At 68.1% G+C, this 18,140-nt stretch carries 19 protein-coding genes; 17 read left to right on the forward strand and 2 right to left on the reverse strand.

Annotation, left to right across the window (positions count from 1 at the left end; translation table 11 throughout):
- Positions 1–15 precede the first annotated feature (15 nt).
- Genes J0J01_RS20590 through J0J01_RS20615 form a run of 6 tightly spaced genes read left to right on the forward strand, consistent with a single transcriptional unit; the run spans position 16 to position 6,114 of the window.
- The gene (locus J0J01_RS20590; RefSeq protein ID WP_296384052.1) at positions 16–1,656 is read left to right on the forward strand and encodes an ABC transporter substrate-binding protein; all 1,641 of its coding nucleotides are present in this window, start codon (positions 16–18) and stop codon (positions 1,654–1,656) included.
- Entirely contained in the window at positions 1,653–2,609 is a 957-nt protein-coding gene (locus tag J0J01_RS20595) for an ABC transporter ATP-binding protein (RefSeq protein ID WP_296384125.1), read from the forward strand. The genes J0J01_RS20590 and J0J01_RS20595 overlap by 4 nt, the downstream gene beginning before the upstream one ends.
- Positions 2,606–3,580 (forward strand): oligopeptide/dipeptide ABC transporter ATP-binding protein, encoded by a 975-nt coding sequence (locus J0J01_RS20600; RefSeq protein WP_296384054.1) that lies wholly within the window; start codon positions 2,606–2,608, stop codon positions 3,578–3,580. The genes J0J01_RS20595 and J0J01_RS20600 overlap by 4 nt, the downstream gene beginning before the upstream one ends.
- Entirely contained in the window at positions 3,580–4,512 is a 933-nt protein-coding gene (locus J0J01_RS20605; protein WP_296384056.1) for an ABC transporter permease, read from the forward strand. The genes J0J01_RS20600 and J0J01_RS20605 overlap by 1 nt, the downstream gene beginning before the upstream one ends.
- Entirely contained in the window at positions 4,502–5,344 is an 843-nt protein-coding gene (locus J0J01_RS20610) for an ABC transporter permease (RefSeq protein ID WP_296384058.1), read from the forward strand. The genes J0J01_RS20605 and J0J01_RS20610 overlap by 11 nt, the downstream gene beginning before the upstream one ends.
- Positions 5,344–6,114 carry a glycerophosphodiester phosphodiesterase family protein gene (locus tag J0J01_RS20615; RefSeq protein WP_296384061.1) on the forward strand — a complete coding sequence of 257 codons (771 nt, stop codon included), beginning with the start codon at positions 5,344–5,346 and terminating at the stop codon, positions 6,112–6,114. The genes J0J01_RS20610 and J0J01_RS20615 overlap by 1 nt, the downstream gene beginning before the upstream one ends.
- 25 nt (positions 6,115–6,139) lie before the next feature.
- Here the strand turns inward: J0J01_RS20615 and J0J01_RS20620 are convergent, their stop codons facing one another.
- Together J0J01_RS20620 and J0J01_RS20625 are read right to left on the reverse strand one after the other, a co-directional pair.
- On the reverse strand, positions 6,140–6,889 hold the full coding sequence (locus tag J0J01_RS20620; protein WP_296384062.1) for a VOC family protein: 750 nt from the start codon (positions 6,887–6,889) through the stop codon (positions 6,140–6,142).
- A 68-nt stretch (positions 6,890–6,957) separates the two neighbouring features.
- Positions 6,958–7,350 (reverse strand): SRPBCC family protein, encoded by a 393-nt coding sequence (locus J0J01_RS20625; RefSeq protein ID WP_296384064.1) that lies wholly within the window; start codon positions 7,348–7,350, stop codon positions 6,958–6,960.
- Positions 7,351–7,725: 375 nt separating this feature from the next.
- On the opposite strand from J0J01_RS20625, the gene J0J01_RS20630 reads away from it, so the two are divergent.
- From J0J01_RS20630 to J0J01_RS20680, 11 genes are all read left to right on the forward strand, one after another.
- On the forward strand, positions 7,726–8,598 hold the full coding sequence (locus tag J0J01_RS20630; protein ID WP_296384066.1) for an N-acyl homoserine lactonase family protein: 873 nt from the start codon (positions 7,726–7,728) through the stop codon (positions 8,596–8,598).
- Positions 8,599–8,654: 56 nt separating this feature from the next.
- Positions 8,655–9,326, forward strand: coding sequence for an ABC transporter ATP-binding protein (locus J0J01_RS20635; RefSeq protein WP_296384067.1), 672 nt, complete (start codon positions 8,655–8,657; stop codon positions 9,324–9,326).
- Positions 9,323–10,024 carry an ABC transporter permease subunit gene (locus J0J01_RS20640; protein WP_296384069.1) on the forward strand — a complete coding sequence of 234 codons (702 nt, stop codon included), beginning with the start codon at positions 9,323–9,325 and terminating at the stop codon, positions 10,022–10,024. Before J0J01_RS20635 ends, J0J01_RS20640 begins: the two co-directional genes overlap by 4 nt.
- A complete protein-coding gene (locus tag J0J01_RS20645) occupies positions 10,021–11,493 on the forward strand; it encodes a Gldg family protein (protein WP_296384072.1) in 1,473 nt (490 codons plus the stop codon). The genes J0J01_RS20640 and J0J01_RS20645 overlap by 4 nt, the downstream gene beginning before the upstream one ends.
- Complete coding sequence (locus J0J01_RS20650; protein WP_296384074.1) at positions 11,490–11,984, forward strand: hypothetical protein; 495 nt, start codon at positions 11,490–11,492, stop codon at positions 11,982–11,984. Before J0J01_RS20645 ends, J0J01_RS20650 begins: the two co-directional genes overlap by 4 nt.
- A complete protein-coding gene (locus J0J01_RS20655) occupies positions 11,981–13,018 on the forward strand; it encodes a HupE/UreJ family protein (RefSeq protein ID WP_296384075.1) in 1,038 nt (345 codons plus the stop codon). Before J0J01_RS20650 ends, J0J01_RS20655 begins: the two co-directional genes overlap by 4 nt.
- Before the next feature lie 106 nt (positions 13,019–13,124).
- Positions 13,125–14,138, forward strand: coding sequence for an ABC transporter substrate-binding protein (locus J0J01_RS20660; protein ID WP_296384077.1), 1,014 nt, complete (start codon positions 13,125–13,127; stop codon positions 14,136–14,138).
- Positions 14,138–15,841, forward strand: a complete 1,704-nt coding sequence (locus tag J0J01_RS20665) for an iron ABC transporter permease (protein WP_296384079.1) — start codon at positions 14,138–14,140, stop codon at positions 15,839–15,841. Before J0J01_RS20660 ends, J0J01_RS20665 begins: the two co-directional genes overlap by 1 nt.
- 2 nt (positions 15,842–15,843) lie before the next feature.
- A complete protein-coding gene (locus tag J0J01_RS20670; protein WP_296384081.1) occupies positions 15,844–16,896 on the forward strand; it encodes an ABC transporter ATP-binding protein in 1,053 nt (350 codons plus the stop codon).
- 14 nt (positions 16,897–16,910) lie between these two features.
- Positions 16,911–17,102: a hypothetical protein gene (locus J0J01_RS20675; protein ID WP_296384083.1), complete on the forward strand. Its 192-nt coding sequence runs from the start codon at positions 16,911–16,913 to the stop codon at positions 17,100–17,102.
- Between the two features lie 11 nt (positions 17,103–17,113).
- Positions 17,114–18,139, forward strand: coding sequence for an ABC transporter substrate-binding protein (locus tag J0J01_RS20680; RefSeq protein WP_296384085.1), 1,026 nt, complete (start codon positions 17,114–17,116; stop codon positions 18,137–18,139).
- The last annotated feature ends 1 nt before the right edge of the window (position 18,140 follow it).

Raw genomic sequence — 18,140 nt, forward strand, 5'->3', positions numbered from 1 at the left:
GGGACAGGAGGAAACATGCGCCCTGTTGATCGTCGGCGTTTCATCGGACTGACCGTCGGCGGGCTCGTCTTGCCGCGCTTCGCGATCGGCCAGAGCGATACCCGGCCGACCATCAACATCGCGGTCCAGCAGGTGGCGACCAGCGCTTCGCTCGAGGTCGTGCGCGAGCGCTCCAATGTCGGCGAGCGCGTGCAGCAGTCGATCTTCGAGACCCTGATCGACCGCAACCTCAAGTCCAAGCTCGAGCCGATCCCGGGCCTCGCCGAGAGCTGGAAGCGGATCGACGAGCGCACCGTCGAATTCGCCCTGCGCAAGGGCGTGAAGTTCCACAACGGCGAGGAGATGACCGCCGACGACGTGGTCTTCACCTTCGGCCCCGAACGCATGTTCGGCTACGACTACGATTCGGGCTCCAACAAGACCCTGTTCACCACCGTGCTGGCGCGCGACAGCATCGAGGGCAAGAAGCTGCCGGCCGAGGTGGTCGGCATCGCCAAGCGCACCTTCCCGTCGCTCGAGCAGGTCGTGGCGGTCGACAAGTACACCGTTCGCTTCGTCAACCGCGTGCCCGACGTCACGCTGGAGGCGCGCATCGGCAGCTCGGGTTGCTCGATCATCAGCAAGCGTGGCTTCATGGAGGCCAAGACCTGGATCGACTGGGCGCGCAAGCCGATCGCCACCGGGCCCTACAAGGTGCGCGAGCTGAAGCCCGACGAGAGCCTGATCCTCGACGCGCACGACGAGTACTGGGGCGGCAAGCCGCCGATCAAGACCATCCGCTTCGTCGTGGTGCCCGAGGTGTCGAGCCGCATCAACGGCCTGCTGAGCGGCCAGTACGAGTTCATTTGCGACGTGCCGCCCGACCAGATCGGCGCGCTGGCGCAGAATGCCAAGTTCGAGGTCCAGGGCGGGCTGATCACCAACCACCGCATCCTGGTGTTCGACAAGAACCATCCGCGGCTCGCCGATCCGCGCATCCGCCAGGCGATCACCCATTCGATCGACCGGCAGGCGATCGTCGACAGCCTGTGGGCCGGCAAGACGCGCGTGCCGCCCGGCCTGCAATGGGAGTTCTACGGCCCGATGTTCGTCGAGGGCTGGACGGTGCCTGAATACGATCCCAAGAAGACGCAGGCGCTGCTCAAGGAGGCCGGCTACAAGGGCGAGCCGATTCCGTTCCGCGTGCTCAACAACTACTACACCAACCAGACCGCGACGGCGCAGATCGAGGTCGAGATGTGGCGCGCCGCCGGCCTCAACATCCAGATCGAGATGCGCGAGAATTGGCAGCAGATCTTCGAGAACGACGGCAAACGGGCGATGCGCGACTGGTCCAACAGCGCGCCGTTCTCCGACCCGATGAGCTCGATGGTCGGCCAGCACGGGCCCCAGGGCCAGCAACAGCAGGCCAAGGAGTGGACCAACGCCGAGATGAACAAGCTTTGCGAGACCCTGGAGGTCGAGACCGACATGGCCAAGCGCAGGGCGATGTTCAAGCGCATGCTCGAGATCTGCGAGCGCGAGGATCCCGCCTACACGGTGCTGCACCAGAACGCGACCTTCACCGCCAAGCGCAAGGACATCCAGTGGCAGTCGGCTCCGGCCTTCGCCATGGACTTCCGCGCCGACAACTTCCGCTGGGATCGCAAGACCTGACCGCACTCGTCTCCCTGAGCGGCCTGACGGTCGACTTCGACACCGGCAAGCGCATCGTGCGCGCCCTCCACGGCATCGACCTGGAGGTGCGGCGCGGGGAGGCGCTCGGCCTGGTGGGCGAATCGGGCTGCGGCAAGAGCGTGACGTGGCTGGCGGCGCTCGGCCTGCTCGGCAGTCGCGCGCGCGTCGGCGGTGCGGTGCGGCTCGAGGGCCGCGACCTGGTCGGTACGCCGGTCGCGGAGCTGGAGCGGGTGCGCGGACGGCACATCGCCATGATCTTCCAGGACCCGTCGAGCAGCCTCAACCCGGTGCATCGCATCGGCCGCCAGCTCGGCGAGGCGCTGAAGCTGCATCGCGGCCTCGACGGCGGCGCGGCGGAGGCCGAGGCGCGCCGGCTGCTCGACCGCGTGCACATCGCCGATGCGCAGCGCCGGCTGGGCGACTATCCGCACGAGCTGTCGGGCGGCATGAACCAGCGGGTGATGATCGCCATGGCGCTGGCCGGCCAACCCGACCTGCTGGTCGCCGACGAGCCGACGACAGCGCTCGACGCCACCGTGCAGGCGCAGATCCTCGAGCTGCTGGGCGAGATCCGGCGTGACAGCGGCATGGCGCTGGTGCTGATCAGCCATGATCTCGGCGTGGTCGCCGAGAACACCGACCGGGTGTGCGTGATGTATGCCGGCCGCATCGTCGAGGATGCGCCGATCGACACGGTGTTCGAGGCGCCGGCGCATCCGTACACGAAAGGTCTGCTGGCGGCGCTGCCCGAGCTCGACGGCGCGCGCCGCGTGTTGACGCCGATCGCCGGCGTCGTGCCCGAGCCGTGGAACCTGCCCAAGGGCTGCAGCTTCGCGCCGCGCTGCGACCGCCGGGTCGACGCCTGCGAAGCGGCGCCGCCGCTGCCGACGTTGCGCGAGGCCGATCACCGGGTGGCCTGCATCCGCGCATGACCGCCTTGCTCGAAGTCTCGAACCTGTCGCGCGTCTACGAGGTCCGGCGCGGCGCCTGGCCGTTCGGGCGGCAGGCGACCTTGCATGCCGTCGACGGCGTGTCGTTCGAGTTGCCCGCCGGCCGCACGCTCGGGCTGGTCGGCGAATCGGGCTGCGGCAAGACCACGACGGCCAAGCTGGTGTTGGGCCTCGTGCCGGTGACCGGCGGTGAGGTGCGGATCGGCGGCGAAAGCCTGCCGGCAGCGGGTACGCCGTCGTGGCGCGCGCTGCGCCGGCGCATGCAGATGGTCTACCAGGATCCGCTGGGCGCGCTCGACCGGCGGCTGAGCGTCGGCCGGCAGGTCATGGAGCCGCTCGCCATCCACGACATCGGCAAGCCGGCCGAGCGCCTCGACAAGGCGTTGGCGATGCTCGATGCCGTCGGTCTCGCTCAACATCATTTCGACCGCTTCCCGCACGAGCTGTCGGGCGGCCAGCGCCAGCGCATCGTGCTGGCGCGCGCCCTGATGCTCGATCCGCAACTTCTGGTGTGCGACGAGCCGATCTCGGCGCTCGACGTCTCGATCCAGGCGCAGGTGGTGAACCTGCTGCTGGCGCTGCAGCAGAAGCTCGGGCTGGCCTATCTCTTCATCAGCCACGACCTGCGCATGGTGCGCCAGGTGAGCCACGAGGTGGCGGTGATGTATCTCGGCCGCATCGTCGAGCAGGGCGATCCCGACCGCCTGTTCGCCACGCCGGCGCATCCCTACACGCAGGCTCTCGTGTCGGCGATCCCGACGCATGCGCGCGCCAAGCGCCAGCGTGTCGTGCTGCCGGGCGAGCCGCCCAACCCGGTCGACCGGCCGGCCGGCTGCGCCTTCCATCCGCGCTGCCGCCACGCTACGACGCGCTGCCGGGTGGAGGCGCCGGCCCTGCGCATCCTGGCCGACGGCCGGCGCGCCGCCTGCCACAACGCCGAGCAGATCGCCTGATGCTGCGCTATCTCGCCGGCCGCCTGCTGCGCGCCATCCTGACGATCTTCCTGGTCATCGCGTTCGTGTTCTTCGTCCTGCATCTGTCGGGCGATCCGGCGATGATGATCCTGTCGGCCGACGCGCCGCCCGAGGCGATCAAGGCGTTCCGCGAAGCCTGGGGCCTCGACCGGCCGGTGTGGGAGCAGTTCCTCGCCTATCTCTTCCATGCTTTGCAGGGCGATTTCGGCAACTCGATGCGGGACGGGCGTCCGGCGATGCAGCTCGTGCTTGAGCGCGTGCCGTCGACGCTCGCGATCACCGTTCCGGCCTTCGCGCTCAAGCTCTTGATCGGCATCCCGGCCGGCATCTACGCCGCCCTGCACCGCAATTCGCTGGCCGACCGCCTCACGATGATGATCTCGGTCGCTGGCTTCACCGTGCCGAGCTTCGTGCTGGCGCTGGTCCTGGTGTTGGTCTTCTCGGTGCAGCTCGGCTGGCTGCCCTCGGCCGGCAGCGACAAGCCGACCAGCGCCATCCTGCCGATCGTCACCCTGGGTGTCGCCGGTGCGGCGATCCTGGCGCGCTTCACCCGATCGGCGATGCTCGAGGTGCTGGGCCAGCCCTATATTCGCGCCGCCTCGGCCAAGGGCCTGCAATGGCGCAAAGTCGTGGTCGAGCATGCGCTACCCAATGCCGCGATCCCGACCACGACCATCGTCGGCTTCATGGTCGGCACGCTGATTGCGGGCGCCGTGGTGGTCGAAAGCGTCTTCGCCTGGCCGGGCATCGGCCGGCTGCTGGTCTCGGCGGTATCCAACCGCGACCTGGCCGTCGTGCAGGCGATCCTGCTGCTGGTCGCAACCACCATGGTGACCGCCAACATCATCGTCGACTTCGTCTATGGCTGGCTCGATCCGCGGCTGCGCCGGGGAGGCACGCGTGGGCGTTAGGCGCTTCTTCGAAGCCTGGCCGCCGCTCACGCTGCTGGCGCTGGCCTGGATCGCGACCATGGTGATCGTGGCGGTCGGCGCCGACCTGCTGGCGCCGTACTCCTTCACCGCGCTCGACCTCAGGGCGCGCCTGTCACCGCCGGTGTTCATGGACGGCAAGTGGGCCCATCCACTGGGCAGCGACGAGCTCGGCCGCGACGTGCTCTCGCGCCTCATCATGTCGATCCGTCTCAGCCTGCTGATCGCTTTCTTCGGCACCCTGATCGCGGCCGCGTTCGGCACCGCCATGGGCTTTGTCGCCGCGCACTTCCGCGGCAAGGTCGAGGCCCTGATCCTGATGCTGATCGATTTCCAGGCGAGCGTGCCATTCCTCATCGTGGCGCTCGCCGTGCTTGCCTTCTTCGGCAACAGCCTGGTGCTGTTCGTGATGCTGATGGGCCTCAATTCGTGGGAGCGCTACGCCCGCATCGCCCGCGGCCTCACCTTGTCCGCCAACGAGCAGGGCTATGCCGCCGCGGTGCGCCAGCTCGGCGCCTCGAACCTCCGGGTCTACGGCCTGCACGTCCTGCCCAACATCGCTTCGACGCTCATCGTGTCGATGACCATCACGTTCCCCGAAACAATTCTGCTGGAATCGGGTCTGTCGTTCCTCGGCCTCGGCGTGCAGCCGCCGCTCACCTCGCTGGGCAACATGGTGGGCTACGGCCGCGAGTATTTGACCCGCGCGCCCTGGATCATGCTGACTCCGGCCGCGGTGATCGTGCTGTCGACCCTGTCGATCAGCATCGTCGGGGACTGGCTGCGCGACCGGCTCGACCCTACGCTGCGCTGATGACCGACATAGCTTCCCACCGCGGCGGCGCGCTCCTGTGGCCGGAGAACAGCCGCATCGCCTTCGAGAACACCACCAGGCTTGATGTTGAGCAGGTCGAGTTCGACGTCCATCCGACCCGCGACGGCAAGCTGGTGGTCATCCACGACGACACGCTCGACCGCACGACCGACGGCCGCGGCCCCGTCGCGGCGCAGGATTGGGCGGCCTTGTCGAAGCTCGTGCTCAAGGGCACCGGCGGCCAGCGCATGCTGCTGCTCGACGAGGTGATCGAGATCTTCCGGCCGACGCCGATCGTGCTGCGCCTCGAGATCAAGTGCGGCCCCGATCGCGTGCCGTATCCCGGGCATGCTGCGCGAATCGCCGAAGCCTTGAAGCAGGCGGGCGTGCTCGACCGCAGCGTCATCACCAGCTTCCAGCTCGGCACGGTGGGCGAGGCGGTCGCCGCGGCGCGGCCAATGAAGCACGTCTGGCTGGTGACGCCGCAGACCCAGATCGACATCGGCCTCGCCAACGTGATCGCCGCCGCCAGGGGTGCGGGCGTGCCCATGCTCGGCATCCGCCAGAACATGCTGACGGCCGAGATCGTGGCCAGCGTGCGTGCGGCTGGCCTCGGCATCGGCGGCTGGGCCTGCAACGACGCCGAGGCGATCGCGCGGCTGCTCGCGCAGCAGGTCGACGTCTTCACGACCGACCGGCCGGACCTCGCGATCGCCCAGCGGCGCCGCCCGTTGACGAGGACCAGTCCTCGGTCGGCCTCAGGATCGTGATCGAGGTGGTGCTGCCGGCCTTCGGTTAGTTCTGCGGCAGGAACTCGATCATCAGCCCGTCGATCTGCTCGGCGGGCACGATCACGCGGTCGCCCTCGGTCAGGGCGAAGGGTACGTTGTTGGCACGCAGCAGCGCCTGAAGGGGACGCGCGCGCTCGATCGCGATGGCGACGCCGACGACCGCCGGCTTGTGCTCCGGCGCCATCGCCTCGACGTCCTTGTATTCGGCCTGGTAGGCGCTGGGCGACCAGATCATCAGCTCGACCGCGCCGGTCTGCACCATGACGCAGCCGTCGAAGAGATCCTCGGTGATCGCGCCCCACGCCTCGCCGAGCGCCTTGGCCGTTTCCCGAGGATCGTCCGACACCGCGTGCACCGCCATCATGCCCAGCGCGCCGTTGGGATGGACGATCCATTCCGGCTCCATGAAGGCATCGGGCATGGCCTGCTGCACCGGCCGCCAGGGCAGGGGACCGTCGGCCTCGCCGACCACCGTCTCGGCCTCGACCTCGAAGCCGTCGTCGGTCTCCCAGCTGTGCGAACGGGTCTCGCCCTTGAGCTCGGTGACATTGATCGCGAGCTCGCTCGCCGGCTCGCCTTCGACCAGCTCGATGTAGTTCGGCACGTCGTCCTCGGCCGGCTGGAAACAGAGACAGCGCGGCTCGACGCCCTCGGGCGTCAGGGTGAATCCGAGCTGCAGCAGCTTGGCTGCCAGCGCGTCGGGCGAACCGACCGCGAGGCTGAGGTGATCGATGTCGCGGGCTTGGATTTTCATGGCGGGGTCTTACGGCCCCGCGGTTACAGGCTCAAGCGGCTTGGAGCGGTCAGACCGCTTGGAGCGGTTCAGACCGCTTCGAGGGCCTTCTTCATGAAGCCTGCGGCATGATCCATCATGCCGCCGAGCGCGGGAGCGAGATCGTTCGGCAGCAGATCGATCGTCCAGACCAGCCGGCTGCCGTCGCCTTCCGGGAAGACCTGGACCGTCGCGTTGTAGTGGCTCGCTCGCCCTTCGACGACCGAATAGACCAGACGGCAGTCCTCGTCGTCCGAAGTGACCAGCCGCTCGCGTGCGACCATGCCGTTGAAGAACGTGACGATACGGTCGCCCTTGTCCATCTCGAGCTTGGTGAGGAAGCCTGGCGCCACGCGCGTATGCACCGCACCGAAGTCCTTGAGCGCGGACCACACCGTCGCAGCATTGGCGTTCAAGGCGATCTGCCGGCGAAGAGTAGCCATCGAATGCTCCCTGAGTTGAACGGGCATCTAGATGGCATATGCAGCGTCGGTCTGGCGGTTTTCGGACATCGTCGCCCAATGGACAAACCGCGCACGTCTGCCGCGTCGGCAGCAGCGTGGCGATGGGCAATGAGCGGCTCGACCTGATCCTCGCCGGTCCCAAGCAGCGACCGGCCGCGCGCGACCGCGCGGCTGCCCAAGGATTCACCTTCAATGAGTCGATGCCGGCGGTGTTCGAGCGCCTCACCCTGGTGCGGCCGCCGGAGTATGCAGACCTGGAAGGGCGTAGCTCCGCCAGCTATGCACTCGGCAGGCTTGACGAAGCGCGCGGGCCGCGGGACCATTTGTCGCATAACGAAGCAAGGAGGAGAGTCCATGGACATCCGCTTCCTGCGTCCCCTGCGTAGTCTCGCGTGCGTGGCGGCTTTGTTCGGGGCATTCGCGCTGCCCGCCGCGGCCCAGGAAGGGCCCAAGCTCTACGTCTTCACCTCCGGCTCGCTCGGCGGCTTCCCGAAAGCGGCGCTGCAGATCGGCGGCACCGGCAACATCGATTGGGCGCCGGTGAGCTTCTACGTCATCAAGCACCCCAAGGGTGTGGTGATGTTCGATTGCGGCAACAACGACAAGACCATCACCGACGCCGACGGCTGGTGGGGTCCGCTGGCCAAGGGCTTCGGCCTCAAGATGACCAAGGACGATGCGATCCCCGCGCAGCTCGCCAAGATCGGGCTGAAGCCGGACGACGTTAAGTACCTCGTCGTCGGCCATCTCCATCTCGATCACGGCGGCAATGTCGGGCAGTTCAAGAACTCGACGCTGATCGCGCAGGACGATGAGTTCAAGGCGGCGTGGTGGCCGGAGATCGGCTACTCGCTCTACTACATTCCCGGCGACTTCGCCGAGACCAAGAACATGAAGACGGTCCGCCTCAGCGGCGATCTCGACCTGTTCGAGGACGGCTCGATCAAGATCCATCGCGCGCCCGGCCATACGCCCGGCAGCCAGTTCATGACCGTCAAGCTGCCCAAGACCGGCATGGCGATCCTGACCAGCGACGTGGTCTACCTGACCGAGAGCCTGGAGAAGAACCTGATCCCGCCGATCCCGGGCACGCACAGCCCGCGCGATGCCTACGAGAGCTATGCCAAGATCCGCCTGATCCGCGACGTGAACAACGCCAAGCTGTTCATCGGCCACGATCCGGAGCTGTTCAAGGCGGCCAAGAAGGCGCCCGAGTTCTACGACTGAGTGGGCTCCTGACCACGTAAGGGGGCATCCTGACCGCGGCAGTCATCGCGCGCGGCTTGAGCAAGCGCTACGGGTCCACTGTGGCGCTTGCTTCGCTTGACCTCGAGATCGAGCGCGGCGAGGTGTTCGGCCTGCTCGGGCCCAACGGCTCGGGCAAGACCACGTTCATCCGTTTGCTGAGCGGCTACCTGCTGCCGACCGACGGCCGGCTGGAGATCTGCGGCTGCGACGCGGTCGAGCAGTCGCTCGAGGCGCGGCGGCGCATCGGCTACGTCCCCGAGGCGGCGCCGGTCTATGGCTACATGCGGGTGAGGGAGTTCCTGGCCTTCATGGCGCGCTTGCGCGGCCTGGGCGAGCGGGCCGTGCGCGAGGCGGTCGACCGCGTGATCGCGGCGCTGGCGCTTGAGCCGGTCGCCGACAGGCCGACCCGCACCCTGTCGCGCGGCTTCCGCCAGCGCACCGCGATCGCCCAGGCGCTGGTGCACGACCCGGAGTTGCTGATCCTCGACGAGCCGGCGAACGGCCTCGACCCGCGCCAGATCATCGAGATCCGTGCCCTGATCCGTGGCCTCGCCGGCCGCCATACCGTGCTGATGAGCAGCCACGTGCTGGGCGAGGTCGCGCGCACCGCCGACCGCGTCGGCATCCTGCTCGACGGCCGGCTGCGTGGCGTGCGCGCCATGGCTGACACGCCCGACCTCGAAGAGTGGTTCCTGTCGCTGGCATGAGGATGTTGGGGGTCCTGCTGCGCAAGGAGCTGCTGGCGACCTTCGGCTCGCCGATCGGCTACACCGTGGCGGCGGTGTTCCTGCTGGTGCTGGGCTACACCTTCAGCCTGACCCTGTTCGCCACCAAGGTCGCGAACCTGATCTACATCCTTCACCAGATGTATGTGCTCACCATCCTGCTGGTGCCGGCGCTCACCATGCGCGCCTTCGCCGAGGAGCGGCGCAACGACACGCTGGAGCTGCTGCTGACCGCGCCGGTCGGCGAGATCTGGATCGTCGTCGCCAAGTTCCTCGCGGTCTACGGCCTGGTGCTGGCGATGTACTGCGGCGCCTTCGTCTATGTCGGGGTGCTCGAGACTTACGGCACGCCCGACTGGGGCCCGATCGGCAGCGGCTATCTGGCGCTGATCTGCCACGCCGCGCTGATCGTTGCGATCGGGCTCCTGATGTCGAGCCTGACCGAGAACCAGGTGGTGGCGGCGGCGCTGACGCTCGGCGCCAGCCTGATGCTGTGGTTCGCCGACTCTGTCGCCTACCTGCTGCCGGCGCCGGTCGACAGCGTCGTGCTCAACCTCTCGCTGATCGGACACTTCCGGCCGATGGTCACCGGCTCGGTGTTCGTCTCCGACATCGGCTACTTCGTGAGCGGCACGCTGCTGGCGCTGTTCCTGACCACGCGGCGCCTGGCCGAGCGATGAGCGCGCTGTGGTCGCTCGCCTGCCTCGCGGCGCTGCTGGTCCTGTTTGCCGCCGGCCTGCGGCTTCGGGTGTACGGCGCGGGTTGGCGGCGCTGGGCGCTGCGGCTCGGCGTGATCGGGGCGGCGCTGGCGGCGACGCTTGCCGCCAACGTTGCGGTCTTTCGCCACGACGCGCATCTCGACTTCACCCACGAGATGGCCTTCACGCCGTCGCGGGAGGCGAGCGACATCGTGCGCGGCCTCACCGAGCCGGTGCAGCTCGTCTACTTCTTCCAGAAGGAGAACGCGGCGGGCCGCGGCATGGCGACCATGCTGGAGCTGCTCGGCCGGCTCAATCCGCGGCTCGCCGTCGAGCTGGTCGACGTCGACCGCAATCCGGCGCGCGCCTCGGCGCTCGGCGTGCAGCTCTACAACACGGCGGTGATCGTCACCCGCAGCCATCGCCTGCAGGTGCTGACGACCGACGACCGCGAGATCGCGCTCGGCATCCTGCGTGCGCTGCGCCAGCGTCAGCCGGTGGTGTGCTTCGCGACCGGCCACGGCGAGTACGACATCGACAATTTCGAGTTCCACACCCACTTCGAAGGCAGTCCCAGCCACAACCACGATGCCGAGGGCATGGCGCTGGTGAAGATGGAGCAACATGGCCTCGGCCGCCTGCGCCGCGCGCTGGAGAAGCTGGGGCTGGAGCCGCGCAAGGTCGAGCTGCGGCCCGGCCGGCCGCTGCCGCAGGATTGCGCCGCGCTGATCGACGCCAACCCGCGCACGCCGCACCTGCCGGTCGAGGCCGACCTGCTGCGCGCCTACCTGATGGGCGGCGGCAGCTACATGCTGCTGGTCGAGCCCGACTTCGTCCTCGACGAGCGGTTGGCCCAGGTGATCGTCGAGGCCGGAGCGCGCATCGGCAGCGGCATCGTCGTCGACCCGGTCGATCATTATTTCACCGACGAGCAGATGATCGCGATCACCAGGTACGCCAACCATCCGGTGACTCGCTCGCAGGCGCTGTCCTTCTATCCGGGGGCGCGGCCGGTCGAGCCCGTCCCCCGCGACGGCGTGCGGGCCGGCGCGCTGTTCGCCAGCAGCCCGCAGAGCTACGTCGTGCACGACCGCGCGCGCTATCGCGAGGAGGCGGCAGTTGCCGCACGGCGCCCCTATCCGCTCGCCGTCGCCGCCGAAGGCAGGCTGGCCGCCGACGCGCGGCCGTTTCGGTTGATCGTGTTCGGCGACGCCGACTTCGCCAGCAACTCGTTCTTCCCGTACCTCGCCAATGCCGACATCGTGCTCGCCGGCGTCTCCTGGCTGCTGCACGAGGAGCGGCGGCCGAGCCTCAAGCCGCCGGTCGAGGTGCTGCCGACCGTGACGCTGACCAACGCCCAGGTGCGCTGGATCTTCATCCTCACGGTGATCCTGCTGCCCGGCGCGGTGGCGCTCTGCGGCCTCGGCGTGTGGCTGTGGCGGCGGCGATGACGCGATGGACCTGGCCGGCGGCGGCAGTGCTGGCCTTCGCTTTCCTGGTCGGGCTGGCGCTGCACGGCCAGCGGCCCGACATCCTTGTCGATTTCAAGCCGGCGGGCGTGTTGCCGTTCGGCCCGGAGCAGGCGCGCGAGATCGAGATCGCCAGGGGCGAGGACCGCAAGCGCTTCGTGCGCAAAGGCGAACGCTGGGACGCGCCGGCCGAGACGGGGGAGCGGATCGAGGCCGGCCTGCGCCTGCTGCGCAATTCGGCCCCCATGCGCGTGCTCTCGGCGGAAGAGATCGCCCGCGTGCCGCCGTCGGAATACGCGCTCGGCCCCGACAGCCCGCGCGTCACCGTGCGGCCGGTCAGCGGAGCGGCGTTCGTCATCGTCTTCGGCGGGCGCAATCCGCTGGGCGCGGCGCGCTATGCCAAGGTCGAGGGCGAGACGGGCGTCGCGCTGTTGGCGACGTACGTCGCCGAGGCGTGGGAGCAGGTGCGGTGAGGTGGCTGCTGACGGCGCTGCTCGTGCTGCTGGCGGTTCCCGCGAGCGCGCATGTCACCAGCACCGGCCTCGCCGTGGTCGAGGTCGACGGCGGCCGGCTGGCCTACCGCCTGACGCTCGTGGCGGCGGAGCAGGAGGGCGAGAACGTTCGCCTGCTCGAAGCCGCGGTCGACGGCGACACGATGGCCGCCGAGCGCATGGCGGCAGCGATGCGGCAGGCCGCGCGCTTCGCGCTGGGCGGCGAGGCCTGCGCGCCGGGCCGCATTCGCTTCCAGGGTTCGCGCACCGGCGACGGCAAGGTGGTGATGGAGATGGCGCTGGCATGCCCGAAGGCCGCCGGCGCGCTGCTGATCCGCGACGACTGGAGCGACGTGCTCGGCAGCCACTTCCAGACCGTGATGAGCGTGCGTCCGGTCGAGCGGCCGTCGGTCGAGCTGGTCTTCAACGCCGAGCGGCGCGAGGCGGCGATCGATCTCGGCGCCGGCCGGACCGGCTGGGTCGATTTCATCGTGATGGGCGCCGCGCACATCCTGAGCGGTCCCGATCATCTGCTGTTCCTGCTGGCGCTGCTGGCATTGGCGAAGGGTTTCTGGCCGATCGTGCGCATCGTCACGGGCTTCACCATCGCCCATAGCATCACGCTGAGCCTCGCCGCGCTCGGCGTCGTCGACGTCTCTGGCCGGATCGTCGAGCCGCTGATCGCAGCGACCATCATCTGGGTCGCGCTCGAGAACCTCCTGGCGCCGGCGCAGACGCGCTGGCGCTGGCTGATCGCGGCGGTGTTCGGGCTGGTCCATGGCCTGGGCTTCGCATCGGGCCTGACCGAGCTCGGCCTGCCGCGCGAGGCGATGGTGCGGGCGCTGGTCGGCTTCAATGTCGGCGTCGAGCTCGGTCAGCTCGCCTTCGTGGCGGTCGTCATGCCGCCGCTGGTCTGGCTCGCCCGGCCGGGCCGTCTCGCGTGGCTGCCGCAGGTCCTGTCGGTCCTGGTCGCCGTCATGGGCGCAGTCTGGCTGGTCGAGCGCGTCCTGGCGTAGCGCCGCGCGCGTCATCCCCGTCGACGTGACCATCGACATGGACGTGTGCCGCGAGCCGGGCCAATATCGTCCCAAGTAACAAAATAGTCACATTCTGGGGAAACCAATGAAAAGACGGCCTTTTTCGCTCCTGGCGATTGCGATCTGGCTGGCCGGGCTAGCGTCTGCCCAGGCTGCCGACCCGGTGAACGTCTACTCGATCTGGCCGGAGAACTATGCCCGGCCGATGTTCCAGGAGTTCGAGAAGGCGACCGGCATCAAGGTCAACTTCATCCGTTTCTCCTCGGGCGAGGCGCTGGCCCGTGTGATCGCGGAGAAGAACAACCCGCGCATCGACGTGCTGTTCGGTGGCCCCGTCGAGACCTTCGCCGCCGGCATCAAGGAGGGCATCTTCCAGCCCTACAAGTCGCCGTCGTTCGACAAGCTGCCGACGCGCTTCAAGCATGCCGACGGCCAATGGACCGCGATCGCCGATGACCCGCTGGTCTTCATGACCAACGCCGCCTTCCTCAAAGGCAAGAGCCTCAAGGCCCCCGCGTCGTGGGACGACTTGCTGGATCCGGCCTACAAGAACCAGCTCCAGATGGCCGACGCCCGCACCTCGGGCACGGCGGTGACCCGCATCTTCTCGGTGCTCGAGGTCAACAAGCGCGACGAGGAGAAGACCTTCGCCTACCTGAAGAAGCTGCGCCAGAACGTGCAGCTCTATACCAAGAGCGGCGGCGGCGGCACCTTGCCGGTGGGCCTCGGCCAGGCAGGCGGCGGCATCTTCTTCATCGTCGACGCGCTCGAGACCAAGGCCAAGGGCTACGACGTCGTCATCAGCTTCCCGAAGGAGGGCATCGGCTCGTCGGCCGAGGCGATCGCGCTGATCAAGGGCGCCAAGAACCCCGAGGGCGGCAAGAAGCTGATCGACTTCGCCACCAGCGCGGCGATGCAATCCAAGCTCTCGGAGCACAAGGTCAACTTCGTGCCGGCCAGTCCGGACGTGAAGACCGACCCGGCGCTCGCCGAGGTGCTGAAGGGCGCCAACATCTTCCCGATCGACGACGAGTACGCCGGCGCCAACCGCAAGCGCATCGTCGATCGCTGGGTGAAGGAAGTGCTCGGCCCGCAATAATGGCCACGCGCGGTCTCGCGTCCGAGACGCGCCGGCTGCTGCGCGACCCGGCGCTGCTCGGCGCCGTGGCCGTCCTGTGGCTGCTGCTGGCGTTCTTCGTGCTCTATCCCGTGGCCGAGCTGCTGGTGCGCGCCTTCAGCGACGAGGGCCGCTTCACGCTGGAGCCGCTGCTCGGCAGCCTCGCCGATTCGCATCACCGCGCGGCCTTCGTGAACAGCCTGATCCTGGCCGGCACGGTGGGCGTGCTGGGCACGCTCCTGGGCTTCCTGTTTGCAATGACGGCGACGCGCGCCGGGCTCGGTCGACGCTGGTTGACGGCACTCGATGCGGCGACCTTGCTGCCGCTGGTGTCGCCGCCCTTCACCATCTCGATCGCGATCGTCTTCTCGTTCGGGCCGAAGGGCTTCATCAGCCACGACCTTCTCGGCCTCGACGACATCAGCGCCTACGGCTTCTGGAGCACGGCGCTGGCCGAGACGCTGACCTATTTTCCGATCGCGTACCTCACTCTGCGGCCGATCATCGCCGCGATCGATTCCAATCTCGAGGAGATGGCTTTCAGCCTCGGCGGCTCGCGCTGGCGGATCTTCCGCACCGTCACCGTGCCGCTCGCCGTGCCGGGCTTCGCCAATGCCTTCCTGCTGCTGTTCGCCGCCTCGCTGGCCGATTTCGCGACGCCGCTGATCCTGGCCGGCAACAGCTTCTCGGTGCTGCCGACCCAGGCCTATCTCCAGATCACCGGCATGTTCGACTTCAAGGGCGGCGCCGTGCTGTCGTTGATGCTGCTGGTGCCGGCCGCCGCGGTCTACCTGCTGCAGCGCTACTGGGTCGGCCGCCGGGTCTACGTCACGGTCACCGGCAAGGTCGGCCAGCGCTCGCGCAGCCGCGCGATCGCGCCGTGGGCGGCAGTGCTGCTGGCGGTCGCGACCGCGCTGGTCGCGGTCGCCATTCTCTATTTCTATGCCCTGCTGCTCTACGCCTCGGTCGTGGTGGCGTTCGGCGCCAACAACAGCTTCACCTGGCAGCACTACCACGTGATCTTCACCGAAGGGCTGCCGGCGATCCGCGACACGCTGATCATCGCCCTGATCGGCATGCCGCTCGGCGGCCTGTACGGCGTGCTGGTCGGGTACCTGATCGCGCGGCGGCGCTTTCCCGGCCGTCAGGCGATGGAGATCGTGTCGATGATCAACTACGCGCTGCCCGGCACCATCGTCGGCATCGCCTACCTGATCGCGTTCAACGATCCGCCTGTGGCGCTGACCGGCGGCGCTCTGATCATCGTCGCCTGCTACGTCTTCCGCTACAGCCCGACCGGCATCCGCGCCACCGTCGCGCTGCTGCAGCAAATCGACCGCAGCCTCGAGGAGGCCTCCGCGAGCCTCGGCGCCGGCAGCGGCCAGACCTTCCGCCGCGTGACCCTGCCGCTGATCGCGCCCGCCTTCTTCGCCGGGCTGGGCGTCGTCTTCATCCGCTCGATGACGGCGATCAGCGCCACCATCTTCCTGGTATCGCTGAGCTGGACGCTGATCACGGTACGGATCCTGGAGAACATGACCGAGCTGGCGCTAGGGCCGGCGGCGGCCTTCTCGGTGTTCGTGATCGTCGTGGTGTTCGCCGTCGTTTCGGGGCTGAGCGCGCTGCTGCTGCGGCTACGCACGCCGATGGCGGGAGCGGCTGCGCGCAGCCTGTTGGGAGGGTAGGGGTGGCCTCGGTCAGCATCCGGCTCGACGGCGTCTCCAAGCGCTTCGACCACACGGTGAAGGGCGAGGTCTATGCCGTGCGCCAGGTCAGCCTGTCGGTGGCGACCGGCGAGCTGCTGACCCTGCTCGGTCCCTCGGGCTGCGGCAAGTCGACGACGCTCCGCATGATCGCGGGCTTCGAGGAGCCGGACGAGGGCGCCATCTCGATCGACGGCCGCGACGTCACCCACATGCTGCCCAACCAGCGCGGCATCGGGTTCGTGTTCCAGAACTACGCGCTGTTCCCGCACCTCTCGATCTTCGAGAACGTGGCCTATGGCTTGCGCGTGCAGGGCAAGCCGGCAGCCGAGATCGTGCGCGCCGTCGGCGAGGTGCTGGAGCTGGTGGGGCTCGCCAAGTACGAGCGCCAGCAGCCGCACCAGCTTTCCGGCGGCGAGCAGCAGCGCGTGGCGCTGGCGCGCGCCGTCGTCTTCCATCCCAAGGTGCTGCTGTTCGACGAGCCGCTCAGCAACCTCGACGCCAAGCTCAGGGTCGAGATGCGCGAGCAGATTCGTGCCCTGCAGAAACGCATCGGCATCACGACCGTGTATGTGACCCACGACCAGGAAGAAGCGATGGCGATCTCCGACCGCATCGCCGTCATGGAGCGCGGCGAGGTGGTGCAGGACGGCACGGCGGAGGATCTCTACTACCGCCCACGCACCGAGTTCGTTGCCCGCTTCATCGGCCGCACCAACCTCCTCACTGCGCGCGTGGTCTCGGCAGGGGAGGTCGAGGTCGAAGGCGTGCGGCTCGCCCTGGCGGCTCGCAAGCCCGCCGGCGAGCGCGTGACGCTGGTGGTGCGACCCGAGATGATCGCGCTCCTGCCGGATGCGCAGGGCGCCGGGCGCATCGTGCAACGCACCTTCCTCGGCGAGAAGACGGACTACCAGGTGGCGCTTGGCGGCGCCGTTCTGCAGGTCACCGCCGGCGGCGAGCCGATAGCGAGGCTCCTGGCCCCCGGCAGCCGGGTGGCGGTTCGGATCGCGTCCGAGAACGTGCACATCTTGAGTTGAGTGAGACGGCAAGGATGAACCGGAGAATCGTCGACGTATTCCTTCAGGACAGGCTGATCGCTTCCTATCCCATCGTGATCGAAGACGGTCGGACGAACGTGTCGTCGGAGGACTTCATCGACAAGATGAAGCAGCGGATGCGCGAGCGGGATTCGAGCTTCGACGTCGCCCTTGCCAAGTTCGTCGTTCGCCGCACTTCGGAATGACTGGAGGAAACATGAAGATCACGGCACTCGCACTCACCGCCGGCATGGGCGTGCTGGCGTCCACGTCCGCGTCCGCCCAGGGTGTCCTCAATGTCTACTGCTCGGTGCAGGTCGAGTGGTGCACCCTTGCCGCCAACGAGTTCCAGAAGGCGACGGGAATCAAGGTCTCGATGACCCAGAAGGGATCGGGTGAAACCATCGCCCAGCTCAAGGCCGAGGCGCAGAATCCCAAGGGCGACGTCTGGTTCGGCGGCACCGGCGATCCGCACCTGCAGGCGGCGGAGGAGGGGCTGACCGAGGTCTACAAGTCGCCGAAGCTCGCCGAGCTGCATCCCTGGGCGGTCAAGCAGAACAGCGATTCCGGCGGCAAGACGGTCGGCATCTACGCCGGCGCGCTGGGTTACGGCTTCAACACCGAATTGCTGGCCAAGAAGAACGTCAAGGCGCCGGCCTGCTGGGCCGACCTGTTGAAGCCCGACTTCAAGGGCGAGATCCAGATGGCCAACCCCAACTCCTCGGGCACCGCCTACGTGGCGATCGCCACGCTGGTTCAGCTCATGGGCGAGGACAAGGCGTTCGACTACTTGAAGAAGCTCCACGCCAACATCAACGCCTATACCCGCTCGGGCACGGCGCCGATGAAGGCGGTGGCGCGCGGAGAGACCGGCGTCAGCATCTCCTTCGTGCATGACGGGGTCACTGAGGCGCTGGCCGGCTTCCCGGTGAAGACCGCGACGCCGTGCGAGGGGACGGGCTACGAGATCGGCTCGATGAGCATCGTGAAGGGCGCGCGCAATCTCGCCAACGCCAAGAAGTTCTACGACTGGGCCCTGACGCCCGAGGCGCAGAAGCTCGAGGCACAGGCCAAGCAGTTCCAGGTGCCGTCGAACAAGAACACGCCGGTGCCCGCCGAGGCGCCGAAGTTCGCCGACATGAAGATGATCGACTACGACCAGGCCAGGTACGGCAAGTCGTCGGAGCGCAAGCGGCTGATCGCCCGTTGGGACAGCGAGGTCGGCAGCCTGCCCAAGCCCTGAC

The sequence above is a fragment of the Reyranella sp. genome (assembly GCF_017305915.1).
In the GTDB taxonomy this organism is placed as follows: Bacteria; Pseudomonadota; Alphaproteobacteria; order Reyranellales; family Reyranellaceae; genus Reyranella.